Below are 25573 nucleotides of genomic sequence, written 5' to 3'. Positions count from 1 at the left end.
ACGACCGAAGCCACCTCAGACCGCGCGCGTGACGCGAAACAGCTCGCGCCGCAGCCATGCCGCCCGTTGCGGGCCGAAGCGGCGCTCGAACTCGTCCTGCGCCGAACGCCAATACTCGCCCGCAATGCCGAAGCGCTCCCGGCCTGCCGGCGTCAACGCCAGCTGACGGCGGCGTGTGCCGGCGGCGTCGGCCACGAGGCCGTTGCGCAACAATGGCCGCAGCGCGCGCACGAGCGTCGTGCGCTCCATCACCAGGGCCCGGCCCAATTCCGCCATCGTCAGGCTCGACCGGTGTTCGAGCGCGCCGAGTATGCTGAACTGCGTCGGCGTGAGCCCGGCCGCCGAAAGATGCCGCTCGTAGAGCTGCGACAAATGACGGGCGGCCTGGCGAACGGCGAAGCAATCGTCATGTTCGGGAAGCCGAAGTGTCGGGTTACTGTGCATATGCACAGATTAGCGGCCAGCCGGTCCCGGTACAAGCCCCAGGACCGGCATCACATTGTGAACGCGCCGGCAATAATAGGCGTCACTCCTTCATTTCGCTTTCGAAAGCATGGGCGCCACCTCCTGCGCCGACGGCTCCATGCCCTCGTAGAACGCAGCGGCATGGTCGATGAACGCGCGCACCTTGGCGGGCAGCAGCGTGCGCGTGCTGTACGCAAGCCGGATCTCGATCGCCGCGTTGCTGATCTCGTAGTCGTCGAGCAAGGAGACGAGCCGGCCCGCCGCCAGTTCGGCGCGCACGAGCCCCACCGGCAGGATGCCGATGCCGAAGCCCTCCAGCGCCATCGCGCGGTTGAATTCGGGGTTGTTCGAAGCCACCTCGTAGCGCAGCGGCACGGTCACCTCTTCGTCGCCGCGACGGAACGAGAGCTCCGGCTTGCGCAGCGAAGGCGGCATCGTCAAAAAGGTATGGTGCGCGAGCTCGGAAGGATGCGTGGGCGACGAATTCAGCGCCAGGTAGGCCGGCGTCGCCACGAGCGCGAGCGGAATGCGTTCGAGCAGGCGCGTCACCGTCGAGTCGCTGTTGAGCATGAAGGGCAGCACGAGGCCGATGTCGAAGCCGTCCGCCACGAGATCGACGGGGCGCTCCGTGAGGATCACGTCGAGCGTGACCTGGGGGTGCGCGCGCTTGAAGCTGGCGATGAGCGGCACGAGCCGGCTCACCGTGGCCGTGGTGTGCGCGACGAGCCGCAGCACGCCGCTCGCCTCGCGCGTTTGCTCGGAGGCGCCCGCCTCCAGCGCGTCGAGGTCGTCCAGCACGCGGCAGCAGCCTTCGTAGAAACGCTCGGCGGTCTCGGTGAGCGAAACGGCGCGCGTCGTGCGGTGAAAGAGCCGGCTGCCGAGGCGCTTTTCGAGCCGCGCAATCGCACGCGAAACGACCGGTGTGGTGAACCCGTGCATGTCCGCGGCGCGCGTGAAGCTGCGCGCCTCGACCACGGAGCGGAAGATCCGCAGGCTGTCGATATAGTCCATGGGACGTTGTTGCCCGTCTTTGTCAGTCTGTCAATGGGAGCCGGTGGGGAACCGATGGCTGCCAGCTTAGCGCCAGCCGCAATTGTTTGCCCGAGGCCGGCCGTGTCAGGCCTCGTCTGCGCCAGGCGCGCCCTCGCCGAACACCTCGGCGCAAAACGCCCGGCCGTCCGCGGAAAGGCTCGCGGTGCCCGTGCCGTCTTCCGCGAGCGTCATCACCACGAGGCCGCTGTCCACCAGCGCCGTCAAATGTCTGCGCAGTCCGCTCATCGGCACGGCGGCCTGCTTCGAGAGCTTCGCGAGCGACCACGCGCGCCCCGGCGTCTCGCGCTCGGCGCGCCAGAGCTGTTCGAGCACGGCCACGAGCGCCGGGTCGATGCCCTCGTCTTCGTCGCCTGCTCCATTCTTTTCTGCGTTCATCGTCTCTTTCCTCAGGTCATCTGAGCAATCAGTTCGCCGAGCGTCTTCAGCGCCGCTTCGGTCTGCGCCGTCCAGGGATAGCTGTAGTTCAGCCGGATGTAATGGTGAAAGTCGTCGCGCATCGAGAACATGTAGCCCGGCCCGATCGTGATGCCGCGCGCGAGCGCCGCCTGGTAGAGCCGCATCGAGTCCACGCTCGCCGGCAGCTCCACCCACAGCACGTAGCCGCCCTGCGGGTCGGAGGTGCGCGTGCCGGCGGGAAAGAAGCGCTGCACCATCGCGCGCATGAGCCGCGCCTGTTGCCGGTAGAAGCGGCGCAGGCGGCGCAGATGGCGGTCGTAGCCGTCGTGGCGCAGATAGTCGGCGAGCGCGACCTGCGGCACCGAAGGCGTGGTCAGCGTATTCAGGAACTTGAGCTTTTCGACCTGGGCGCGATAGCGGCCCGGCATCGCCCAGCCGATGCGGTAGGAGGCCGAAAGACTTTTCGAAAACGAGGCGCAGTGCAGCACGATTCCGCTCGCGTCGAAATGCTTGAGCGGCGTGGGCCGCGTCGGCCCGAAATAAAGCTCTTGATAGACGTCGTTTTCGATGAGCGGCATGTCGTGCGCCTCGGCCAGCGCCACGAGCCGCGCCTTGCGCTCGTCGGGCATGCGAAAGCCCAGCGGGTTCTGGAAATTCGGCATCACCATGCAGGCCGCCACCTTCTGGCGCCTGAGCACGCGTTCGAGCGCGTCGAGGTCGAGGCCGGTCTCCGGGTGCGTGCTCACTTCGATCGCGCGCATACCTAGCCGCTCGATGGCGTGCAGCATCGCGTAGTAGGTCGGCGATTCGACGGCCACCGTGTCGCCGGGCTTCGCCACCGCCTGCAGGCTCAGATTGATGGCCTCGGTCGCGCCCACCGTGACGACGATCTCCTCGGGGTCGACCGGCGTGCCGTTTTCCGCGTAACGGCGGGCGATCTGGCGGATCAGTTCGGGATTGCCGGGCGGCAGGTCGTCGATCAGGTTCCAGCTCGCATGGCGGCGTGCGATGGCGTTCGCATACTGGTTGATGCGGCGCCATGGGTACAGCGCCGGGTCGGGATACGGCGAGCCGAGCGGCACGGCGTCCTGCGCGCCGATGCTGCGCAGCGTGGAGAGCACGAGGCGGCTCACGTCCACAGGGGCGGCCGCGGGCGCCTTCGGCGCGCCCGCGCGGCGCGCCTTGGGCTTCCCGGCGGCGCCGTCGCGCGCCGCCGTGCCATGCGCGCGCCAGGACTCCCGCACGAAATAGCCCGACTGCGGCCGCGACTCGATCACCCCCCGGCTCTCCAGCAAGGCGTAGGCGTGCAGCACCGTCTTGATGCTCACGCCGTGCTGCTCGCTTGCGCGCCGCACCGAAAGAATGCGCTCGCCCGCGCCGAACACGCCGCGGCGCACCGCGGCTTCGATATCGTCGGCAAGGCGTTCGTAGCGAGTCATGGGCGGCGTATGCAGCAGTGGAGCGGCGGTGGGGCAAGTTTCGGGGGCGATCCCCGCAGTCTATGACAAATCGCCGCAACTGTATCCCTCGACTTTCCATTTTTCTGTGACCTCCGGCCGCGCAGGAACACAGTAGGCTTCGTCTCATCGGGCTTCGCGCCCTGACCTCGAACACCACGCATCATGAAGAAGCCTTCCGCCCGCATCGAGCCGTACCACCACCCCGCAGCCGGCTGGGGCGCCCTGAAGCAGGTTGCGATCAACCTCGTCAAGGAAAGGGTGCCGGGCGGCGACTTCCGCATGCTGCTCAAGCAGAACCAGCCGGACGGCTTCGACTGCCCCGGCTGCGCGTGGCCCGACCGCGAGCACGCGTCCACCTTCGAGTTCTGCGAGAACGGCGTGAAGGCCGTGGCCGCCGAAGCAACGGGCAAGCGCGTGACGCCCGCGTTCTTCGAGGCCCACACGGTCAGCGAACTGATGGCCCAGTCCGACTACGAGCTGGAGCAGCATGGGCGCCTGACCGACCCGCTCGTCTACGACGCCGCGCGCGACCGCTACGTGCCCATCGGCTGGGACGACGCGTTCAAGCTCGTCGCGAAGCATCTCAAGGCACTGGACGACCCGAACCGCGCCGCGTTCTACACCTCGGGCCGCGCGAGCAACGAAGCGGCGTTCCTCTACCAGCTCTTCGTGCGCCTGTACGGCACGAACAACTTCCCCGACTGCTCGAACATGTGCCACGAGGCCACGAGCCGGGGGCTGCCGGGCACGGTGGGCATCGGCAAGGGCACGGTCACGCTCGACGACTTCGAGCACGCCGACACGCTTCTCATCTTCGGCCAGAATCCCGCCACCAACCATCCGCGCATGCTGGGCGAGCTGCGCGAGTGCGCAAAGCGCGGCGCCACCATCGTCTCGATCAATCCGCTCAAGGAGCGCGGCCTCGAACGCTTTGCGAGCCCGCAGCATACGTTCGACATGCTCTCGCCCTCCGGCGTGAAGATCAGTTCGGTGTTCATCCGGCCGCGCGTCGGCGGCGATTTCGCGCTCATCAAGGGCGTGGCCAAGCGCGTGATCGAACTCGACGACGCGGCGCTCGCGGCCGGCGGCGAACGCGTGCTCGACATCGACTTCATCGCGCAGCATACCGTGGGCTTCGCCGCCTTCGCCGAGGATCTGCGCGCCGAGTCGTGGGACACCCTCGTCGCCGAAGCCGGCGTGCCGCTCGAAGAGGTGCTGAAGCTCGCGGACATCTACGCGAAGGGGCGCGCCGTGATCTCGACGTGGGGCATGGGCCTCACGCAGCACAAGAATTCGGTGCCGACCATCCAGCTGCTCTCGAACCTCATGATGATGCGCGGGAACATCGGCCGGCGCGGCGCGGGCCTGTGCCCCGTGCGCGGCCATTCGAACGTGCAGGGCGACCGCACGGTGGGCATCGAGGAAAAGCCGACCCAGGCGTTCCTCGACCGCCTGGGCGAGGCCTACGATTTCGAGCCACCGCGCGAACACGGCTACGACGTGGTGGAAACGATCCACGCCATGCTCGAAGGCAAGGTGAAGGTGTTCATCGGCCTGGGCGGCAACTTTTCGATCGCGACGCCCGACACGCCGCGCACATGGGAAGCGATGCGGGCCTGCGATCTCACCGTGCACATCACCACGAAGCTCAACCGCAGCCACCTGGTGCACGGCCGCGACGCGCTGATCCTGCCCACGCTCGGCCGCACCGAGATCGACCTGCAGAACAGCGTGCCGCAAGGCGTGAGCGTGGAGGACTCGATGAGCATGGTCCACATCTCCTACGGCATGAACCGTCCGGCTTCGCCGAACCTGCTTTCGGAGATCGCCATCGTCGCGCGCATGGCGCACGCCACGCTCGGCAGCGGCAAAGTGAGCTGGCTCGATCTGGCGAGCGACTACGCGAAGATTCGCGACGGTATCGAGAAGGTGTTCGACGGCTTCGAGAACTACAACGAGCGCCTCAAGAAGCCGGGCGGCTTTCACCTGGGCGTGGCCTCGCGCGATCGCGTATGGAAGACGCCCAGCGGCAAGGCGCAGTTCGTCGTGCATCCCGTCGCGCTCGACACGCCCCTGCACCGCGCGCGCGCCTTGCACGGCGAGCGGCTTCTCACGCTGATGACGACGCGCTCGCACGATCAGTACAACACAACGATCTACGGCCTCGACGACCGCTATCGCGGCGTGTACGGCCTGCGCCGCGTGCTGTTCGCGAACCGCGAGGATCTCGCGATGCTCGGCTTCGCGCCGGGCCAGCACGTGGACATCACGAGTGTCTGGGACGACGGCGTGGAGCGGCACGTGGAAGACTTTCTGCTCGTGGAGTACGACATTCCGCGCGGCTGCCTCGGCGCCTACTACCCCGAGACGAATCCGCTCGTGCCGCTCTCTTCCGTCGCGGACGGCGCCGGCACGCCCACGTCGAAGTCGATTCCCGTGCTGTTGAGCCCGGCGAAAGCGGGCGCGATGCCGGGCGTGCGCGCGGAGGCCGCGGCGGCCTGAACGCGCGCGCCGCGGCTCACGCGCGTTCGAAGAGATTCAGGCCGGCTTTAACCCGCCAGCTTGCGAAACGTCTCCAGCACGGCATCGCCCTTGAACGGCTTGACGATCCAGCCGCGCACGCCGGCCGCCTTGCCGCGCTCCTTCATGGCCGGGCTGCTTTCCGTCGTCAGCATCACCACGTTGACGGCCGTGTTCGCGAGCTCGCTGCGAATCTTCTCGACCATCGTGAGGCCGTCCATGTTGGGCATGTTCACGTCGCTCACCACGAGCTTCACGCCGGGATTCGCGCGCAGCTTCGCGAGACCGTCCTTGCCGTCCACCGCCGTGTCCACCTCGAGGCCGTTCTTGCGCAGAAAGCCCGCCACTTCGTCGCGCACCGTGCTCGAATCGTCCACCACCAGAATCTTTGCCATGTCGATATTTCCTTGCGCCGCGTGCGGCGCTTCCTTCGTTAAAACAGTTCCAGCTCGCCCGCTCCCTCGTTCGCCGTTTCCGTCTGCGCGGCGACGAAATCAAGCGACGTCTGCGAGCAGACGCACAGCGTCGCGCCAAGCCGCACGCTGCCGTCGAGCGTGAGCGCGTAGGTGGAAACGTAGTCCGGCTTCAGCTCGCGCAGGTACGGCAGGCAGGCGCTGCTGAGCGCATACGGCGTGGACATGCCGAGGTCCGGGAAATGCTCGACGAGCTGCTGGTTCATCGCGCCGCAGCACAGGTTGCCGAATTCCATGAAGGACTCGGTGAGCGAGCCCTGCGTGTCGCCCATGTAGTAGCGGCGCGTCGCTTCGTCGTCTTCGAAGTGCAGGAGCAGCAGCAGGCGGAACTGCATCGAGGAAATCGTGAGCACCACGACCTGCGCGCCCTGCGCGGCTTCCGCCGGGCGCGGGCTGATCTCGCAGTGGTGCTGCGCGTCCGTCACGAGACGCGTGCGCACCGCCGAAAAGAAGATGCGCTCGATGCTGTCCTTTGCCTGCGCGCCGATCATGCGTGTGCCTCGGTCCGCGTTTCCTCCAGATGCGCCTGCAGCTGGTTCGACAGCGATTCCACGCTCGCGAGCGAAGCCGCGATCATCTTGCCGCCGGCCTGAATGTCCTGGAACGTGGCCGCCGTGATGAGGTCGTTGCGGTTCAGGCTGTCACGGTAGCTCTTCGAAAGATCCTGCGAGCGCGTGGCGAGCGCGCGCACCTCGCCCGCCACGATCGAGAAGCCGCGCCCGGCCGCGCCCGCGCGCGCCGCTTCGATCGATGCGTTGAGCGAAACGATCAGCACGTGGCTCACGATCGACGAGAGCTCCTGGTTCTTCTGGTGCATGTCGTGGTTCTGCGCCATCAGCGAGATCATCTGTTCGTGCCAGCGCTCGAAGGTGGCGGACATGAGCCGCAGGCGCGCGGCCTCGCCCGCGATGCGCGAGGCACGTTGCAGGGCGTCCTCGCTGCGCGCGCGCTCTTCGCCGAGCGCGGCCTCCAGCGCGTCCGCGAGCGACTTGCGCTGGGCCAGTTCGGCGCGCAGCGTGTCGATCTGCGTGTGCAGCGCTTCGGTTTCCTGCATAACGGCGGCCACGCGTTCGTCCGCGAGTTCCTCGGCCTGCGCGAGCGCCGCGCCATGCGCGGCGAGCTGCGTTTCGGACGCGCGGCGCCAGAACGCGCGCTGCCGCGCGTGCATCGCCGCGGCGGCAAACGCCACGAGCGCGGCCCCGGCCGCGCCCCCCAACAAGATCGGTAACACCACTTCAACCCCCGCCATGGATCAGTCCGCCAGCACCCGCGCGTGCGCGGTGCGATCGGCGCCGCTCACGGCCCATTGCTGCGGTAGCCAGACGATCGTTTCGAAATGGCGGTAATCCGCGCCCTGCCGGCTGTCCGTGAAGCGCAGCTCGATGCGGCCGCCTTCGCGTTCGAGGAACGCGCGCACCGCATCCATGCCCACGCCGCGGCCCGATACCTCGGTCACGTGCTGCGCCGTCGAAAAGCCCGCGCCGAAAATGAAGCCGGCGATCGTCTCGTCGCTCGCGGCTTCGTCCTGGGCGAGCCAGCCGCGCTCCACCGCAATGCCGCGGATGCGCGCCAGCGCGAGGCCGCGGCCGTCGTCGGCAAGCACCATCTTCAGGGCGCCGCCTTCCACGTTCGCCGCGATGTCGATATGACCCGCCTCGTCCTTGCCCTGGGCGCGGCGCTGCGCCGGCATTTCGATGCCGTGGTCGAGCGAGTTGCGCAGCAGGTGCGTGAACACGTCTTTCACCGTGGGCGCCACTTCGCTCTTCAGGCGCAAGTCATGGTCCGCAATCCGAACGATCGGCGCGACCTTGCCCAATTCGTCGGCCAGCGAAGGAAGCGAGTCGAGCACGCCCGCCAGCGCGTCGCCCACCGTTTCGGTGCCGATGCGGGCGAGCAGGCCGCGCACCGTCGCGCGCATCGCACGCAGCGAAGCGAGGTCGTCGTCGTGCGCGGCGTCGAGCGCACGCAGGCTGGCTTCGATCTGCTCGCGCGCCACGCTCACGCGGCCGTCGCCGCCCTTCGCGCCCGTGCCGCGGCCAAGGCTTTCGGCATTGATCGTCGCGTAGTGTTCGAGCGAATGCTTCACGCGCTCGAGATCCTCGATCAGCGACTGCTGGTCCCACGTGTGATCCGGGTCTTCGCGGCGCAGCGCGTCGTAGCGCTGCTCGACCTCGTGCACGACGCCCGTGAGGTGCTGCAGGCTGTACGTGCGGGCATTGCCCTTCACCGTATGCATGTTGCGGAACAGCGCCGCGACGGCGTCCATGTCGGCGCAGTCGTACTGGCGGATGATGCGTTCGTTCTCGTGGATGAAGCCCTTCGAGCTTTCCACGAACTGATGGAACTTCTCCTCGCTCACCGCGAGAATCTCGCCGATCATCTGCAGGCGGCGCTTCTGCTCGCCCGCTTCCGCCGCGAGTTCGCGCAGTTCCGTCACGTCGCGCACGCAAAGCATGAGGCGCACGACCACGTCGTTTTCGTCCGTGATCGCCGACCAGCTCAGGTCGAGCACCTTCTCGCGGCCGTCGGGCATCGTGCGCGTGATCTCGTTCACGAGCAGGTGCTGGTTGAACGCGAAGTTCACGCTGTCTTCGCCAAGGCACGCGTCGACGGCGGCTTGCACCTGGGCGACCGTGTCGGCGTCGAGCGTCGTGTTCGTGAACACGAGATCCATGAGCGGGCGGCCCGCGATCTCGTTGGTCTCGAAGATCGCTTCCAGATACGCCGAGTACTCGTTGTGGATGGTCGCGCCTTCGACCACCGTGAGAATGCCCTGCTGCATGTTCTGCAGCATGGCCTGGATGTCGTCGGTCTTGCGCTTGAGCTGCGCCGAGCTCTGCTGGATCTTCTCGATCATGCCGTTGAAGGCGACGATCGAATGGCCGATCTCGTCCATGCGGCCCACCGGCACGCGCCGCGTGAAGTCCTGGTTCGAGGCGATCTCGCTCATCATGGCCTGCATGCTCGAGAGCGGGCGCGTGATCTGGCGATACAGCAGGAGGCCGATCAGCGTGAGCAGCACGACCGCGCCGCCCGTCACGCCGGCAATGGCGCTCGTGGTGGTGTCGAGCGTGCCGTTGAGCGCCGTGATCGCTTCGTCTTTCTGGCGGTTCTTCTCGACGCGCAGCGTCGTGACGATGCCTTCCAGCTCGTCGCGGTACTGCGCGACGTTCGCGAAGAGGTAGGCCTGCGCGAGCTCGTTCTTGCCCGCGGCCTTCATCTTCGCGGTGTCGTCGATCGCGGAGAAGTAGTTGCCGATGCTTTCGTCGGCCTGCGCGACGAGACCTTCCTGCGCGTGGCTCGCGGCAGCCTTGCGCTGCACGTCGAGCGCGGCGCGCAGCGCGGCTTCCTTGGTCTTCAGGTCGTCCTGCGCCTGCGAGACCATGTTCGCGTCGGGCGCGTAGACGAGCGTCATCGTGGCGAGCTGCACGTCCTTCACGAGGGCGACGAGGTCGGAGGAAGCCAGCGCGCTCGGCACGACGCCTTGCGTAACCTGGCGGACGTCGGCGGCACTGCGGCGTGTCTGATAGACCGCGTAGCCGCCGATGGCGGACAGCGCGACGAACATCAGTACGATGAGTAGCGTGATGCGGTGACGAATGGTCATGTCGAAATCCCCGGGCTGTTACTGCGCCGGCCGCACTATCGTTGTGCAACTCATGACGCATAAAGCCATCTATTCGAGCGTGGAATTATCGCGGGGGGTATGTGACGCTGTTATGAATCTTCACAGGAATGTGCGCCAGCGCACGGTGACGCGCCACGCGAGACGGTAAGCGGTAAACGGCACCTTGCGATAAGATCGACTCTCGCCTTTCAAAACGGAAATCCGCCGTGCCCTCATCGCCTCGGACCTCCGCAGCCGTGCCCCAATTCTGGCGCGACGACGCGTTGCCGTTCGTCGAGGTGCGCGCGATTGCCGACGGCCGCAAGGTGCGCTACGGCCTGCACGCGCACAGCACGTTCTCGATCGGCGCGGTAACGGGCGGGCGCAGCACCTACCTGAACGGCCGCACGCTCGAGCCGATTGGCGCGGGCACGGTCGTGGTGGTCAATCCCGAGGTCGCGCATGCATGCAACCCGGCCAAAGACGCGCCGTGGGCCTACCGCATGTTCTATCTGGACGTGGACTGGCTCGCGCAACGGCAGCAGGATCTGGGCTTCAACGCCGGCCAGGGCTTTCGCGCGTTCGAACAGACCTTGAGCCTGCGGCCCGATCTCTTCGCCGGGCTCAACCGGCTCTACTCGCTGCTCACCGATATGCACGAGAGCACGCTGCGCAAGGAAAGCGCCATCACGGCCTGGTTTTCGACGCTGCAACAGACGCTGAACCCCGCGCCTTGCAGCGGGCGCGAGCCGAACCACCGCCTCGCGCGCGCCGCCGAATACATCGACGACAACTACACGCGCGCGCTCAGGCTGGACGAAATCTGCGCGGCGGCCGACCTCTCGCCTTCGTATCTGATCCGCGCGTTCCGGCAGCAATACGGCATGACGCCCCACGCTTATGTGGTGAACCGGCGCATCGAGTTCAGCCGGGCACAGTTGCGGCGCGGACGCGCCATCGCCGAAGTCGCCGCGGATGCGGGCTTCGCCGATCAGGCGCATCTCCAGCGCGCGTTCCGCCAGTTCGTCGCGGCCACGCCGGGACAGTACCGCGGCAACGGGTGAGCGCCGCTCAGGTCTTGAGCAGGTACAGCGCGCTCGCCGCGAGCAGCACCGCCATGCTGCGGTTCACGAGGCGCACGCGCGCCGGCTTGCGCAGCGCCTCGCGCAACGACGCCCCGGCCCAGGCCCAGCAGGCGATCGAGAGATAGCAGACGACGCAGTAGATCGCGGCGAACTGCCAGACCAGCACCTTCTCCCCCGAGGCCGCATAGGCGCCCATGCCCGCCACCGAGGCGAGCCACGCTTTCGGGTTGAGCCATTGCATGGCCGCGCCCACCCACAGCGAGGGACCGCGCGCGGAGGTGGCGGTGTCGATCTCGCCGTTGTCGGCGGCAAGGCGCCATGCCACGTAGAGCAGGAAGGCCACGCCAGCCCAGCGGATCGCGCGCGTGAGCCACGGCCATTGCGCGAGCAGTTCGTGCAGTCCGAGCCCGATCAGCAGCAGAAGCAGCACGAAGCCGACTGTCGCGCCGGTCACGTGGCGCAGGCTCGCGCGCAGTCCATACCGCGTACCCGCGCCCAGCGCGACGACATTGACGGGTCCTGGTGTGATCGACGTGGCCAGCGCGAAAGCGGCCATGGAAAGTGCCATGTTCACGGTCATCCTCGGGTTGTCCTGATTGCGCGCCCGGCGGGCGAGCGCATCACGACCCAAGCGTAAGCGGACCGCGCGAGCGCGTATTGAAGGAAATGCCCCTCGGCGGCGAGCGAGGGCGCTGAAGGCCGAAGCGCCAGGCCGAAGTCACGCTATCATTCGCCGGGCAGCGCGTTCCGCCTTCGCGCGCACGCCGGCAATCCTGGACGGAACCCCCTATGAAACTGAAGAAAATACTGGTGATCGGCATCGGCGCGGGCGACCCCGACTACCTGACCGTGCAAGCCATCAACGCGCTCAATCAGGCAGACGTGTTCTTCGTGATGGACAAGGGGCCGGCCAAGGACAAGCTCGTGGCGCTGCGCAAAGAAATCTGCGCGCGCTTCATCGAGGATCGCGAGTACCGGATCGTCGAAGCGGCGAGCCCCGAGCGGCGGCGCGACGGCGCCGACTATCGCGCGGCCGTGGAGGAACTGAACCGCGACAAGCAGCGCGTGTTCGAGCGGCTCATCGAGGAGGAACTCGCAGACGGCCAGTGCGGCGCCTTTCTCGTGTGGGGCGATCCGTCGCTCTACGACAGCACAATCCGCATTCTCGACGCGATCCTGGCGCAACGGCGCCTCGCGTTCGACTTCGAGGTGATTCCGGGCATCAGCAGCGTGCAGGCGCTCGCGGCGAAGCACCGCGTGCCGCTCAACTTCATCGGCCGCCCCGTGGCGATCACCACCGGGCGCCGTCTCGCGCAGGGCTTTCCCGCGGACACGGACAGCGTGGTCGTGATGCTGGACGCGCAGAACGCCTACCGCGACCTCGCGGGCGAAGACCTCGACATCTACTGGGGCGCTTATGTCGGCACGCCCGACGAGATCCTCATCTCGGGCCGCCTCGACGAGGTAAAGGACGAGATCGTCCGCGTGCGCGGCGAGGCGCGCGACGCGAACGGCTGGATCATGGACACCTATCTGCTGCGCCGGCGCGGCGTGGAAGACGAAGGCGATTGATTGACGGCAATGAAGCGCCATCCGGGCGCGATCAGGACAACCCCGCGCAAACGGCCACGATGATCGAGCCGATCACGAGCACGGCGCCCACCGTCTTGCGTTTGTTGAGCTCGGTCCAGAGCAGCACGCCGGTCAGCGAAAGCAGGATCAGCGCGCCGGCGAAGCTGTCGACGAAGAGCACCCAGCCCACGCTCATGCCCACGCCCTTGTGCAGGTTCGTGAGCGTGGCGAGCAGCGAATTGCTGTTGCGCTTGAGGGTCACGAAGTCGTTGCCGTCCCAGTACTCGACCGTAACGCTCTCGTTCGGCGACGAGAACATCAACTGCCAGTGCTCGGGCTGAACGGTCTCGCGGTCGCCCCAGGCCACGGGATGTTCCGGCTCCTTCTGTACGCGGCCAACGCGCGCCGGCAGCTTCAGGTCCGGCTGCCCTTGCAACCACTTCACGAGCGCGCGCGGCGTTTCAGGCGCGGGATCGGGCAGCTTGAGCTGCACGGTCGAAACCTGCGGCGCACCCGGGGAAACATGCAGCGGTTCGCCGCGATGGTTGAGCACGAAACCCGTCACGCCGAACAGGAGACCCAGCGCCGCGCCCCAGAGCCCCACCCAGCCATGCACCTTGCGCAGCCATTTGATGAAGGTTGCGCGGCGCGAACCGCGGCGTGGACGTTTCGCGCGCTCGTCGCGCGCCGCGGCGTCGAATTGCGCCGGACGCGGCTGCGTCGCCTCGATTTCCACGGCCTCGGGATAGTTCACGTTTCGCTCCAGATACGCAAAAGGTTGTGATAGCAACCGACCAGGCTGCGGCGGGCCTGCGCGTCCGCGTCGCTCGCGTTCAGGCGCTGGATCGCCGTGTCCATGTCGAAGAGCAGCGCGCGCTGGGTATCGCTGCGCACGAGACTCTGCACCCAGAAGAAACTTGCGAGACGCACGCCGCGCGTGACCGGCGTGACCTGATGCAGGCTCGTGGCCGGATAGACGATCATGTCGCCGGCCGGCAGCTTGACCTCCTGCACGCCGTAGCTGTCCTCGATCACGAGTTCGCCGCCGTCGTACTCGTCGGGCGCCGAAAGGAACAGCGTTACCGAAACGTCCGTGCGCAGCTTCACGCCGTTGGGCAGCACCCGCACGGCGCCGTCCACGTGGCTGCCGAACGTCATGCCGCCCTCGTAACGGTTGAAGAGCGGCGGATACACCTGATTGGGCAGCGCCGCGCTGATGAAGAGCGGATTGCGCTCGATGGCGGCCAGCACCACGTCGCCCAGCTCGCGCGCGATCGGCGTGTGCTCGGCGATCTGCCGATTGCGCTTCACGGGCGCGCCGGTATAACCGGCCGTCGCGCGGCCGTCCACCCAGACGTCGCCCGCGCGGTCGAGCCGCTCGCGCAGGCCGCGCACCTGGTCGGGTGTCAGGACATTCGGTATGTGCACCAGCATCGGGTTTCCTTTCCGTGCGCCACGCGCGTCACGTGCGCCGTGCGCGTAAAACCGCGCATTGTGCGCGATTTTTCGGGCAATTGCGTTACGGCGCGTGACGGCATCTTGCACTCAGAGCCGATAGTCGAAGGTCGCGAGCAGCGTGCGTCCCACGCCAGGCACCGAACGTCCGCCATCGGATTGAATGAGCGCGTCGTAGTAGAACTTGTTGGTCAGGTTCAGCAGATTCAGGCGCACGTCCCACTTTTTCTGCTCGTATTCGGCCATCGCATCCCAGCGCGTGTAGCCGCCTACCGAAACGTAGTTCGTGTTCGCCGCATAACGCGCCGACATGTAGGTCGGGCCGCCGCCCACTTCCCAGTGCGGCGCCACTTCGTAAGTTGTCCAGAGCGTCAGCGTGTTGCGCGGCGTATTCGCGAGCGTATTGCCCTGGGTGCCGTCCAGCGCCTGGAGCACCACGCCGTCCATGTACGTGTAACCGCCGAACACCTGCCATTTGTCCGTGAGGTGCCCGCTCACGCCCGCCTGGAAGCCGCGCACGCGCACGTCGCCTTCCAGCAGGTATTCGCCCGAGGACGTTTGCGTGCGCGCATTGTCCATCTCCTGCTGGAACAGCGCCGAAGTCACCGAAAGATTGCCGTTCAGCAAGTCCCACTTGCCGCCCACCTCATACGACTTCGTGTGTTCCGGCGCGAGGTTCTGCGTGTTGTTCGTGACCGTGAGCGATTCGAGCGACGGGTCGAACGAGGTGCCGTACGAGAAGTAGTAGGACTGCCAATCGGTAGGCTGATAGATCACGCCGGCGCGCACGCTCGTGAACGTGTTGGTCTGGTCCGCGTAGCCCGGCGCGCTGATCGTGTTCGAGATGTGCGCCTGGAAGCGGTCCCAGCGCAGGCCGCCTATCAGCTTCCAGTGCTCGCCCAACGACATCGTCTCGTTCATGTAGGCCGCGAGCGAAGTCGCACCCGACTCCGCGTGGTTGCCCACGGTCTGCGTGACGTTCGACGGCGTGGACATGTACGCCGGATCGAGCAGCGAGAGAATCGGCAGGTTATTGCGCGTATAGGCCTGATTCGTATAGCTGTCGTGGCCGACCTCGACACCCGCGATCACGTCGTGCTTGACGAAGCCCGTGTCGAACTTGTACTCGGCCATCGTGTCGTTGTAGATCGAGTGGTTCTCGATCACGCGGTCGTGGCTCGCGAGCTTGACGTAGAGGTCCGAGAGCGGCAGCGTCGTGTAGTTGCCGTTCGAGAGCGCCGGACTCGAAGCCAGCGGGCCGGTCAGGACCGCGCCGGGCGCGGTCTCGCGCGCGTCGGTGAGCGAGTGCGAGAACTCGGTCTGGTTAGTGAGCTTGAACTGGTCGTTGAACTTGTGATCGACGCGCGCCGCGACCGTCTGGACGTCCTGGATCGTGCGGTCGTCGGTGAGGCCGTAAAACGTGCTCTTCGACGGCGCGAACGCATGGCCGTTGATCGACTGCACGCCGTAGTCGGGCATGTCGTAGTTGTGCTGGATCAGCGCGGAGAGCGTCACCTCCGTTGGCGTGCCGATGCCGAAACGCAGCTCGGGCGCGATGCCGTAGTCCTTGTTCTTCATCTCGTCGCGCGTGGAACCGAGCGACTGGCCGAACGCATTCAGGCGGAACGCCGCCGTGTCGCCCAGCGGATGGTTCAGGTCGACGGACGTGCGATAGCGGTCGTCCGTCCCGACCGTGGTGGAGACTTCCGCGGACGGCGTGAGATTGGCCTTCTTCGACACCTGGTTCACCACGCCGCCCGTCGAGCCGCGGCCGAACAGCATGGACGAAGGACCGTAGAGCACTTCGATGGCGTCGAGGTCGAACGTGTCGCGATAGTACTGATTGCGGTCGCGGAAACCGTCGAGGTAGATGTCGTTCTGCGCCGTGAAGCCGCGCAGGTTGATGTTGTTGCCGATCTGGCCGCCTTCCGCGCCGCCTATCGTGATGCCCGGCGCGTTGCGCAGCGCGTCCTGGAACGAAGTCGCGCCCTGCGACTGCATCACGGCCTTGTTGATGACCGTAACCGACTGCGGGATGTCGCGCAGCGCCGTGGGCGTCTTCGCGCCCACCGTCGAGCGCTCTGCCTGGAAGTCCTGAGGATCGGTCTGTCCCGAAACGGAGATGGCGGGAAGCGTCGAGCCTTCTGCCGCAGCGGAAGAGGCCGCTGCTGGCGCGGTAGCCTGTGGTGCGGACGCGGGCGCGCTCTGCGCGAGCGCGGTGGAAGCGAAGGGCACGGCAAAGGCCAGCGCGAGCGCACTCGCGAGCGGCGTCCTGTTCAACATGGGAGTCCTGTCCGACGAAGGCCCCGGCCGACTGGACATGCGTGACAGCGCATGACGGCACGGGTGCGTTGGCTGGCTGGGCCGCCCCTCGAACGGACAAGGACACGACGCTACGCTGGCTGGTTGTTATAGGTTGAACCGATGCGTTTTGGGTCGATTCAAATGAGAATCGGTATCATTTCATATGTTTCTGTTTATTTCAATCGTAGGGTTGCTGTTAGTAAGGATTTGGAATGTTTCGGGAAATTACATGGAATTGAAATAGAAATGTAATTTTTGCGTGGGTCATCTGATTGGGGCCGCGAGGACGTGAGGACCCCGTGCCGTTATCCACAGAAACCGTTGATAGGTCCGTGGATAACACCTGTCCAATCGCGCCAAGACCTTGTCGCGCAAAGATTTTCTGCTCGTGCGTGGGGAGTGGCGTCCGATGGCAGAGCTACGGTGAAACCCGGCAGAATCAACGGATACAGCACCCAGGACGCGCCTCCGGCGCAATCTCCGGGGTCACCATTAACCACCACGGCTCTTGCACCGGCAGTCGTATCGAGTCCGCTTCATTCCGTGCCGTACCCAGCGTGGCGTGCAGCGCGAGACCCTTCAGGCGGCTTGCCAGAACGTCGATACCGCCGATCACCGTCCCGCTTGCGGTCGTATGGTCGCCTTCGTAGATGCGGGCACGTTCGCTCATGTCACGCCCCCAGCCATTCCCACCCGCCGTGGCGGCTGTCGCCGCTCGCACCAGGCATGCGTTCCCCCCGTTTGCGGGTCACGATGCCCGCGAGGTCGTAGCGGTAATTCCAGTCCCCCGAATGCACACGCGCCAACCACCGCCCGGTCCGTGGACAGACATCGCCTGCCGCGCAACGCTGCTGGGTGCCGTCGATCAGGTCGGCTGACCACTGCTTGACCGGCGTAGGCGCGCTACCCACCCACAGCCACTGCGCACGCCCGTTCAGCACCGTGCCGCTGGCGGATTCGGTGAACATCTTCACGCCGTCCGTGGGCGCAACGTCCCCGGCCTTGAACGGAGTGAGCTGAAGACTACGGATGGCGACGCCGCCGCTCATCTGTACGGCGCGATACAGGCCGTCCTCGGCAAACGTCTGACCAGGCTTTACCGGCTGGAAAGACATGCGGGCTTTGTGATCCGCTTCCCACTGTTCGCGCTCCTCGGGCGTCGCGGGATAGTCACGGTCGAAGGTGATGCGGGTCGGGTTCTTGTAGTCGGAATGGAAATCGACGCGCAGCAGATTCGAGTGAATTCCAGTGACCTCCATGTTCATGAATGCGCTCATATTCAAATCATATGTACCAGCAGAAAACTTCTTGATGCTATGAGTTTTCATTTTCAGTACCACATAGCTATGTGGCGCGAGGTTGATTTCTTCGTCGGGAAATTGCTTTGGATCGGCAAGTAATTTCCCGGCCAATGCCAATCCAAGCTGATCGTCATCGTTGCCAGTGCCGCCCACCCGATAGCCATTTACGGCCAGAATGTCCATATTCCAGCCCTTTTGAGTATTCCATTTATCTGGCGTTCTGAACTTGATCGGATAATCACCGCCGTTAGCAAACCGGAAAGAAACCAGAAAACCATCCTTTTCACGATCAATAGAATCCAGGAAAAGGTCGAGCTTGACGACCTTTCTCCCATATTCAACCCCAACATTCGTGAGTATATCTACCAGATCAGAAATCTTGACTGCTACAGGACGACTGAAATCCCTGATGTAGCTGCTTCTCATCTCGCCGTTACACATCGCACCATAAAGGTCAGTACTCGGCACATCACTTGTTGGGTCTTTGGGAGAGCACAGCAGCTTCGCGAGCTTTTTTGCATTTTCCAGATTCTGATTTGACAACTTCAATTCATATATTCCCACACCGCTAACATTTCTATCTCCGTCAGAATCGCCTATTTCCACTGTCAGCACATCACCGGAAACTGAGACTTCATTGTTCCCATATTTATTGAAGTTACCGTCCGCGGCGCCATTTGTCGTGTAGCTGAATTGCATCGTCTGATTCTCCGGGTTTATAGCTTGAGCATGAACGTTGTTTCCAAAGGCAAAGCACAACAGGGCCGCTCGACCCAGCAATTTGATCCATGGATTACGCGTCATAGCCGACTCTCCACAACTTGTTTGTAGCGAGCGAAAACTGACGTCGCACATATTCCAGGTAGTATGGCTTGAGAGTCGCACGCCCTTGATCAAATGGCAGATTCGCACCATAGCCCATCAAGTTGCTCTGCGAACGCCCTTGCCACACCGGAGTTCCAGCTTTCGCATCAACCAGCGAAAAATCGATCTGCTCGTTATTGATATACGATTCATGGAGCCAACCGCCCTGGTCGTAGTATTCATCCGGGAAATTAAAATAGTGACCACACTCATGTGCCTCGACGTGTGCACGCGGAAGATTATGTATACCGCCTTGGTCATCCCTCATTTTTTGCTGCTCTCCCCAGGCAGACGTGTCCGCCCGGAGAATTGAAGGGAACAGGTGAATCAAAACGTGCTCGCGGAATCCGCTAATCGGCTCACCCCGGATCGACACGCGCAGATCGGCCTTGAAATTGACCTTTACCCGGCATCCGCATGCCGCCCCCTTGGAGCACCCATCCAGAATCAGCTTGTAGCCACCCTGGTTCAGCACGGCTTCGATACGATTTCTCAATGCGGCAACGTCGTAGTCATTCCCAACCGCCTCGCGGTAGTCCATCTTGATACGCTTACGCGTAGCGCCAGGGGTCAATTGATAATGAACGGGTGATTCATATGGAATCGATTGAAGCTGGGCGGAAAGTTCACGATTTCCTCTTGCATCAACCGGAAACAGCTCCATCGGAACCAGCATCACCCGAACGGTGCAGGTAATCGTCTTGTCCTGCTCGCTGTATGCAAACTCAAAATTCGAGTCTCTTGAACCTCCACCCCGATACCACGTTGCTCCATCCTTGCTTTTCCATGGCGTCCGGTTGTCCAGCCTGCCCCAATACAACGTGGCTTCAATATGCTCCGAAACGTCTGCCTTTAGGTCAGTGCTTTTCCAGTCGCAGGGCACCGCGTTCACAAGCTTGATGGGATCAGGCGCAACACAAGCTTGCTGATCGTCGGGGTTATTCAGCGTCACCTTGGCCTTGGATATCCCTGAATCCACACTTGAGGGCTGCCCGTCAAACGGCGAAAAAGCAGACGCGCTCGCCGGCACGCCACCGCCGGATTGACGCGAGAAAAAGTCGCCAAGCGGCGACGGTGCTACACCGCCCGCGTCAGGTGCTGACGCAACCGCACCGGTATTCGCCGGCGCTTGCCACTGCGCCGGGAGTGGCGCAGGCACAGCGGGCGGCGGCACGAAGCCGGGATGGGTGCGCCACACCTCGCACCCGGTCGTATACGGCACGAACTTCGGCGCGAACGCCGCGCCGCCCAGATTCATCTGCGCGGGGCCGGTGCCCTTCACGCCCGCCGTGCGGTACAGCACACCCCCGCGCGAGCCGATCTCGACACCCGCCCCGCTGAGCTTCACGTAGGTGCCGTCCACGTTCAGGATGATCTCCTTCGCCGCCTTCACGTGCACCACGCCGTTGACCGATTCGACCGACATGTCCTCCTGCGCGGCAAGCTGCATGCGCCCACGCTGGGCCTGCGCCGCGAAATCGCCCGCCGCCGCGATCAGGCTCATGCCCTTCTGCGTGAAGAGGGACAACAGGTCACACGCTCTGACCCAGGCAACAGACGAGTGCGCCGATGCCAGCCCGGAAAGTAACCGCGTTGAGAGGGTCACCCGGCCCGAAGTACCCCGCCACGGTCAGGATCAGGGCACCGGCGAAGGACAGAAGTAGCCAGCGAAAGACGCGCCAGTAACGCCAGATTTCCGACCGGCGCGCTTCCGGTTCTGCCACCGTGTACTGCTCAAGCACTGCCCTGTTTTCTTTCGCACTGCTCACGCCGTTGTCCTCTTCAAAATCCGGTCATGCTCGCCACAAAATCCATAACCCCTTCGCCTGCCGCCTTGACGACTTCAGGATTGCGGAAGACGAAACACCCGATCAGACACGCCACTATCGCGGCCGAAAAGGTAGTTTCGAACGTGCCCCAATCCTTGTTGGGCGATACGAACATGGCAAACGCCCAGAGCGATGCAAACGCCCCGGATTCGGGACCCACAACCGGGTCGTAGCCGTATTCCTTCTTCCACGGCACGTCCATCGGAGCGGGCACCTTGGCAACCAGGTTCAGCGCAACGCCCTGTTCGTGAGGCAATGCAATGAGCTGAGGTCCCTGCCCGAAGTGCGCCATCTTTGCCGCGAGTGCCTGGAGCAGCCAACGCGACACGCGCGCCTGCGGACCGACCGCCTGTTCCAGGTCGTGCCCGTCCAGCTTCAAACCGCTTTCCCGTACCGCACCCATCGTCCCGTGCTGGGCTATACCCTTGAGGCGACTGTGCCAGAAGTGGTGAATGCGTTCCCGTGGCACCTGTCCGGCATCGAGCAGCAGGGAAAGCGAACGGTCCACTTCGTCAGCGCCACCGGTAATTTCGCGGAGCAGCCACGCCTGCTGCTTCGGTGGCTTCTCTTCCGCCATAAGGGCAGGCGAACCCAGCAACAGCGCCACGGCCGCTTCCGAAAACGCCTGCTCTCCTTCCTGTCCTTCGCTGTTCAGATGCCACGTGAGCAGCAGCCGGTATTTCGGCGTGCGGTCCACGTTGTACGAGGCATAGGGGTAGGCGGGTTGGATATCGTCCTCGAACCAGCACGCCGCAAAACCGGGGTCCGTGCCAATATCGAGCGACCTGACGCGAGGCGTGCGGGGCAGTTCCAGTTGCTTCCAGACTTCGTGCACCTGGGCCGCCAGTTCTACCCCTTCGGCCTGCGTGACGATATCGAAGGAGTCGGTACGTATGGCCTTCGCGAGCCGGGGCAGCAAGGGAGTCAGGAGCTGGGTGAGCACGCATTGAAGGCGCGGCGTATCCGTCGTCCCAGTAACGTCGATTGCCATCACCTTCCCAGGATTGTCCAGTGCCTTTCCCTCCAGCCCGAGCATGCGCACCGCAAGGTCCGGCTCCGGTGCCAGCACCACGCTGTCAAGCACCGCAACACCCGAGCGGACCTCCCGCTGCCAGCGGGTTGCCTGGAAATACCGCTTCCTGTTGTGCCTTGCGGCTTCCATTGCAGGCCCGTCATACGCGACCATGTACACAACGAAACAGAGCGCCAGCCAGGCAGGAAACGGAACCAGAAACACATCGTGGAAAAATTTCCCCGACAAAAGGGAAACCCCTTTTTGCCACCCTGAAAGCACAATGGCCACGGCGACGATCTCAACGATCAGGTACAGGAGCAACCTGACCCAGCCGGAAATGGGCTTTACGGCAGGCCATTCGTCCGGCATGCGCTGATCCCAGCGAAAACTCATCAGACCTCCTGTCAATCAACCGACCAGTTCTTCACGGTCGCAAGCAACCGGGGTTTCGGGTCGCAGGCGCACAGGCAGAAGTCGTCTTCGAGCGCGGGCACCTTGCCGTACCAGTCCTGTTCGAAGCGCCCGCCATTCTTGCCGATCCTGCCGGTGGTGCCGCAGGCGGGGCAGATTACCGGCGCACCGATGTAGCCCATCCTGCGTCCGTCGTAGCCAGTGCCGTCGATGCCGTCCGCCACGGTCCCGCCCGCGGTAGTGTGGTCGCCTTCGTAGATGTGGGCGCGTTCGCTCACGTCACGCCCCCAGCCATTCCCACCCGCCGTGGTGGCTGTCGCCGCTCGCACCAGGCATGCGTTCCCCCCGTTTGCGGGTCACGATGCCCGCGAGGTCGTAGCGGTAATTCCAGTCCCCCGAATGCACACGCGCCAACCACCGCCCGGTCCGTGGACAGACATCGCCTGCCGCGCAACGCTGCTGGGTGCCGTCGATCAGGTCGGGCGACCACTGCTTGACCGGCGTAGGTGCGCTGCCCACCCACAGCCACTGCGCGCGCCCGTTCAGCACCGTGCCGCTGGCGGATTCGGTGAACATCTTCACGCCGTCCGTGGGCGCAACGTCCCCGGCCTTGAACGGAGTGAGCTGGAGGCTGCGAAAGGCGACGCCGCCGCTCATCTGTACGGCGCGATACAGGCCGTCCTCGGGAAAGGTTTCGCCGGGCTTGACCGGCCACTGGGACATGTTCTCACGGTGAGTTTTCTCGTACTGCTCACGTTCCTCGGGCGTCGAGGGATAGTCGCGGTCGATGGTAATACGGGTCCTAATTGGTCTGAAATCTACTTGGGTTGACAAGCCCCATCCATAGCCCTCGTATTCAATCCTCATAAAAGCAGCGCCAGAGAAGTCATATTCCCCTTTGGTAATATTATTGTCGGGAAGCACGTTGAATTTTAAAGTTTTACTACTCCCTGGATTCACAACCACAATTCCATCATGAAAATCCTCTTGATTGACCATCTTTACCCCGGCCAAGGGAAATCCCCAATCATCGCGCGGACTCATTTTTCCAATCTCACTAAATGGGGCAACACCCAAATCGCCCCCCGTTGTACTCCCTCGCCATTGATCTGGTGTTTTAAATTTAATCCAGCGATCCCCGGAATTAATGAAACGTACAGAAACGATATAGCGGCCGTCCTTGTACTCAACACTTTCGGTGGTGAAATCGAGTTTGATGAGTTTCCTGCCCTCAGTCCGCGCCCGCTCCGATAGACGGAGTGGAGCATCGAAAATCTTATGCCTAAAGCTCTCAGGAATCAGGCGCAGGGAACCCGATCTGCTCACGACCTTTCCCTCGTCCATGCAAACAACGCTGAACGTTGCGGCCGGATCATGTGTTTCCGGTCCACCAGTTTGAATATTGCTGTCGCACAACGTCTGCGCCACCGCTTTCAATTCCTCGACGTCGCGATTTTGCAGATTCAGTACAAAAACTCCCACGCCCGTCTGCGTCTCGTCGTTGATGGTGTCTCCCTTGGCAAAGTAAAACTTGCCTTCGCCATCAAACGTCATCTCCCTCGAACCATATTCAAGGCCACCAGACCATGAAAGAGAAAACGCATCGGCCCGTAAAACACCATTATTAGAATCATTTGCCATCGCGTATCGACCCCCCATCCATATCATTACCAAGATAAAAGGAACTATCTTCAACAACTTTCGAAGTCTCGGCGAGCAGTTATTTCTTTCCATAAGCAGCCCCCGCTTTCACCGACGAGACTCCACTTGCTGTTGCAGCGTTTTTGACGGGAACAACAGGTGCGGCATAGCCCACGCGCCACAGCTTGTTTGTATGAGCCGAAAACCATCTCCGAACATACTCAAGGTAATAAGGTGAAGTCGTGGCTGTTGGCTGAAGACACCCGCCGCCCATCAGGTTGTTTTCGGTTTCGATTACCCAAAATTTACCCGCAGCCTTATTTTTGTCAGCCAGGTCGAAATCAATATCCCTGCCATTCTTAATATATATCGAATGCACGAATCCACCTTGCTGCCAATATTCGTCAGGGAAATTAAACAGGTGCCCGGTTTCATGCGCCTTGGTTTGCGTCACTTTTTCCCTGGGGCGACCTGAAACTATTTGATAGTCTGCCTCTGGCCAATTATTAGCGTCCGCCCGTGCAGTCGTCGGGAATAAATTGATAGTGATGTTCGGGTTAAGCGCCGGTGCGTCCGCTTCCCTGACGACGTGCACATCGGCACAGAATTTGACTGCAACCCGGCAACCACAGGCTCCACCTTTGCTGCAACCATCGAGAATCAGTTTGTAGTTCCCCTGGTTCAGCGTTTTCTCGACCATGTTTTTGTACGTCGAGGCATCAACTTCCGCTGGGTCGCGTTCGACCAGCATCAAACCCTGTTCGGCAAACGACTTGCCAGAATTAGCTCCGTTTCCAAAGGTCTCATACTGCACAATGACGTAGTTGTTGCTGGCATCGCGTAGAGGTTGTCTGGTCGCACGGTCCATCTGCACCAGCAGTTTCGGCACCAATGCGGTAACGACCGTTGCAGTCAAGGTTTTACTGCTGGAGTCATAGGAAAACCGGCATGTGGTCGGCGCTGTCCCGCCGCACATTTCAGGCTGTCCATCCTTTACAAGCCGTTCAGTCCGCGTCCAGCCGTATTTCTGGTACGTTGGCGTCTCCCGATCCATTTTGGCCGCCACCGTAAAATCTGAGAGCTGCCAGTTACATGGCGCGGGGCTTTTCAGCTCAACCGGATCAGGCGCAACACAAATCGCCTTCTCATTCTCTGGATCGTTAATTACCAGAATCCCGCTGCCTCCTGGACCACCCGCAGATCCTGTCGAACCCGACAACCCTGGCCCCCAAGGGTTTCCAGCATCTGACATTGCTCCACCGCCTGCCGACGCCATCGACCCCGCGTCGAGCGATGGGGCAGGCGGCACGGCTCCCGTGTTAGTCAGCGCCGGCCATTCCGCCGGGTTCGATACCGGTGCGGGCGGCGGCACGAAATTCGGATTGGTGCGCCACACCTCGCACCCGGTCGTGTACGGCACGAACTTCGGCGCGAACGCTGCCCCGCCCAGGTCCATCTGCGCGGGGCCGGTGCCCTTCACGCCCGCCGTGCGGTACAGCACACCCCCGCGCGAGCCGATCTCGACACCCGCCCCGCTGAGCTTCACGTAGGTGCCGTCCACGTTCAGGATGATCTCCTTCGCCGCCTTCACGTGCACCACGCCGTTGACCGATTCGACCGACATGTCCTCCTGCGCGGCAAGCTGCATGCGCCCACGCTGGGCCTGCGCCACGAAGTCGCCCGCCGCCGCGATCAGGCTCATGCCCTTCTGCGTAAAGAGCGATAACAGGTCACCGGCGGCCACCGTGAACCGCCTGAGCGTGCTGAAGTGGATGCCCTTTTTCGCCGTGCCGAGAATCGGCCCGTCGGCGGCAAGCTGCACACCGTCGCCCGAGGCCACTGCGACCGGCCCCGGTCCCGTGACCAGCACTCCAGGCTTTTTCAGCGCCTTCAGGCCGTCGTTGATTGACTGCTGCGCCTGGGTGTCGGCGGGCACGGCCTTCGACGCTTCGGCGGACTGCGCCAGCGTCCCGGCAAACCTCTGGTGGTCCGCGAACTGCGCCAGGGTTTCGTCCATGGCCAGCACCTTGCCGCTGCCGCCCGCCTGGTTGTACGCCGTCACCATCACACCCGCGCCGCCGCGACTGACGAGGTGGGCGGCCGTGCGCAGTTCCGCTCCCGC

The 25573-nt window shown here is 63.7% G+C and carries 23 protein-coding genes; 3 read left to right on the top strand and 20 right to left on the bottom strand.

Annotated features, from left to right (window positions below; all coding sequences use genetic code 11):
- Positions 1 to 15 precede the first annotated feature (15 nt).
- The 4 genes from BAC01S_RS22010 to BAC01S_RS21995 all read right to left on the bottom strand — a co-directional run bounded on the left by BAC01S_RS22010 (position 16) and on the right by BAC01S_RS21995 (position 3353).
- Positions 16 to 444 carry a MarR family winged helix-turn-helix transcriptional regulator gene (locus BAC01S_RS22010; RefSeq protein ID WP_043203228.1) on the bottom strand — a complete coding sequence of 143 codons (429 nt, stop codon included), beginning with the start codon at positions 442 to 444 and terminating at the stop codon, positions 16 to 18.
- 90 nt (positions 445 to 534) lie between these two features.
- Positions 535 to 1476, bottom strand: coding sequence for a LysR family transcriptional regulator (locus BAC01S_RS22005; protein WP_027796700.1), 942 nt, complete (start codon positions 1474 to 1476; stop codon positions 535 to 537).
- Positions 1477 to 1581: 105 nt separating this feature from the next.
- Positions 1582 to 1893, bottom strand: a complete 312-nt coding sequence (locus tag BAC01S_RS22000) for a helix-turn-helix domain-containing protein (RefSeq protein ID WP_027796699.1) — start codon at positions 1891 to 1893, stop codon at positions 1582 to 1584.
- A gap of 11 nt (positions 1894 to 1904) precedes the next feature.
- On the bottom strand, positions 1905 to 3353 hold the full coding sequence (locus tag BAC01S_RS21995; protein WP_027796698.1) for an aminotransferase-like domain-containing protein: 1449 nt from the start codon (positions 3351 to 3353) through the stop codon (positions 1905 to 1907).
- 183 nt (positions 3354 to 3536) lie between these two features.
- On the opposite strand from BAC01S_RS21995, the gene BAC01S_RS21990 reads away from it, so the two are divergent.
- On the top strand, positions 3537 to 5876 hold the full coding sequence (locus tag BAC01S_RS21990; RefSeq protein WP_027796697.1) for an FdhF/YdeP family oxidoreductase: 2340 nt from the start codon (positions 3537 to 3539) through the stop codon (positions 5874 to 5876).
- Between the two features lie 47 nt (positions 5877 to 5923).
- On the opposite strand, the gene BAC01S_RS21985 is transcribed toward BAC01S_RS21990, so the two are convergent.
- From BAC01S_RS21985 to BAC01S_RS21970, 4 genes are read right to left on the bottom strand one after another with little or no spacing between them, the layout of a single operon-like run.
- Positions 5924 to 6289, bottom strand: a complete 366-nt coding sequence (locus BAC01S_RS21985) for a response regulator (RefSeq protein WP_027796696.1) — start codon at positions 6287 to 6289, stop codon at positions 5924 to 5926.
- A 38-nt stretch (positions 6290 to 6327) separates the two neighbouring features.
- A complete protein-coding gene (locus BAC01S_RS21980; protein ID WP_027796695.1) occupies positions 6328 to 6858 on the bottom strand; it encodes a hypothetical protein in 531 nt (176 codons plus the stop codon).
- Positions 6855 to 7616, bottom strand: a complete 762-nt coding sequence (locus BAC01S_RS21975) for a methyl-accepting chemotaxis protein (RefSeq protein WP_043203226.1) — start codon at positions 7614 to 7616, stop codon at positions 6855 to 6857. The genes BAC01S_RS21980 and BAC01S_RS21975 overlap by 4 nt, the downstream gene beginning before the upstream one ends.
- 3 nt (positions 7617 to 7619) lie before the next feature.
- Positions 7620 to 9974 (bottom strand): HAMP domain-containing protein, encoded by a 2355-nt coding sequence (locus tag BAC01S_RS21970; RefSeq protein ID WP_027796693.1) that lies wholly within the window; start codon positions 9972 to 9974, stop codon positions 7620 to 7622.
- Between the two features lie 257 nt (positions 9975 to 10231).
- On the opposite strand from BAC01S_RS21970, the gene BAC01S_RS21965 reads away from it, so the two are divergent.
- On the top strand, positions 10232 to 11038 hold the full coding sequence (locus BAC01S_RS21965) for an AraC family transcriptional regulator (protein ID WP_245616649.1): 807 nt from the start codon (positions 10232 to 10234) through the stop codon (positions 11036 to 11038).
- A gap of 7 nt (positions 11039 to 11045) precedes the next feature.
- Here the strand turns inward: BAC01S_RS21965 and BAC01S_RS21960 are convergent, their stop codons facing one another.
- A complete protein-coding gene (locus BAC01S_RS21960) occupies positions 11046 to 11633 on the bottom strand; it encodes a LysE family translocator (RefSeq protein WP_027796691.1) in 588 nt (195 codons plus the stop codon).
- Between the two features lie 215 nt (positions 11634 to 11848).
- Here BAC01S_RS21960 and cobF point away from each other — a divergent pair, with 215 nt between their 5' ends.
- The gene (gene cobF, locus BAC01S_RS21955; RefSeq protein ID WP_245616648.1) at positions 11849 to 12631 is read left to right on the top strand and encodes a precorrin-6A synthase (deacetylating); all 783 of its coding nucleotides are present in this window, start codon (positions 11849 to 11851) and stop codon (positions 12629 to 12631) included.
- A 31-nt stretch (positions 12632 to 12662) separates the two neighbouring features.
- Here cobF and BAC01S_RS21950 read toward each other — a convergent pair whose 3' ends face one another.
- The 11 genes from BAC01S_RS21950 to BAC01S_RS32205 form a co-directional block, all read right to left on the bottom strand.
- Complete coding sequence (locus BAC01S_RS21950; protein ID WP_027796689.1) at positions 12663 to 13385, bottom strand: PepSY-associated TM helix domain-containing protein; 723 nt, start codon at positions 13383 to 13385, stop codon at positions 12663 to 12665.
- Entirely contained in the window at positions 13382 to 14065 is a 684-nt protein-coding gene (locus tag BAC01S_RS21945) for a Fe2+-dependent dioxygenase (RefSeq protein ID WP_027796688.1), read from the bottom strand. The genes BAC01S_RS21950 and BAC01S_RS21945 overlap by 4 nt, the downstream gene beginning before the upstream one ends.
- A 111-nt stretch (positions 14066 to 14176) precedes the next feature.
- Positions 14177 to 16369 carry a TonB-dependent receptor gene (locus BAC01S_RS21940; RefSeq protein WP_027796687.1) on the bottom strand — a complete coding sequence of 731 codons (2193 nt, stop codon included), beginning with the start codon at positions 16367 to 16369 and terminating at the stop codon, positions 14177 to 14179.
- 460 nt (positions 16370 to 16829) lie between these two features.
- A complete protein-coding gene (locus BAC01S_RS32215) occupies positions 16830 to 17060 on the bottom strand; it encodes a hypothetical protein (RefSeq protein WP_043203225.1) in 231 nt (76 codons plus the stop codon).
- Between the two features lies 1 nt (position 17061).
- Positions 17062 to 18495: a hypothetical protein gene (locus BAC01S_RS21935; RefSeq protein ID WP_027796686.1), complete on the bottom strand. Its 1434-nt coding sequence runs from the start codon at positions 18493 to 18495 to the stop codon at positions 17062 to 17064.
- Positions 18485 to 20059 (bottom strand): DUF2345 domain-containing protein, encoded by a 1575-nt coding sequence (locus BAC01S_RS21930; RefSeq protein WP_027796685.1) that lies wholly within the window; start codon positions 20057 to 20059, stop codon positions 18485 to 18487. The genes BAC01S_RS21935 and BAC01S_RS21930 overlap by 11 nt, the downstream gene beginning before the upstream one ends.
- 28 nt (positions 20060 to 20087) lie before the next feature.
- Positions 20088 to 20324, bottom strand: a complete 237-nt coding sequence (locus BAC01S_RS34790) for a hypothetical protein (RefSeq protein WP_156954499.1) — start codon at positions 20322 to 20324, stop codon at positions 20088 to 20090.
- Between the two features lie 13 nt (positions 20325 to 20337).
- Positions 20338 to 21792, bottom strand: coding sequence for a hypothetical protein (locus BAC01S_RS32210; protein ID WP_043203224.1), 1455 nt, complete (start codon positions 21790 to 21792; stop codon positions 20338 to 20340).
- Between the two features lie 11 nt (positions 21793 to 21803).
- Positions 21804 to 22088 (bottom strand): PAAR domain-containing protein, encoded by a 285-nt coding sequence (locus BAC01S_RS21915; RefSeq protein WP_027796683.1) that lies wholly within the window; start codon positions 22086 to 22088, stop codon positions 21804 to 21806.
- Position 22089: 1 nt separating this feature from the next.
- Positions 22090 to 23451 carry a hypothetical protein gene (locus BAC01S_RS21910; RefSeq protein WP_156954498.1) on the bottom strand — a complete coding sequence of 454 codons (1362 nt, stop codon included), beginning with the start codon at positions 23449 to 23451 and terminating at the stop codon, positions 22090 to 22092.
- 79 nt (positions 23452 to 23530) lie between these two features.
- A partial coding sequence (locus BAC01S_RS32205) for a DUF2345 domain-containing protein (protein WP_156954497.1) occupies positions 23531 to 25573 on the bottom strand: 2043 nt, incomplete at its 5' end.

Source organism: Paraburkholderia acidipaludis NBRC 101816 (genome assembly GCF_000684975.1).
In the GTDB taxonomy this organism is placed as follows: Bacteria; Pseudomonadota; Gammaproteobacteria; order Burkholderiales; family Burkholderiaceae; genus Paraburkholderia; species Paraburkholderia acidipaludis.
The sequence above is the reverse complement of the archived record's forward strand: the minus strand, read 5'-3'. Positions and strand labels throughout refer to the sequence as shown.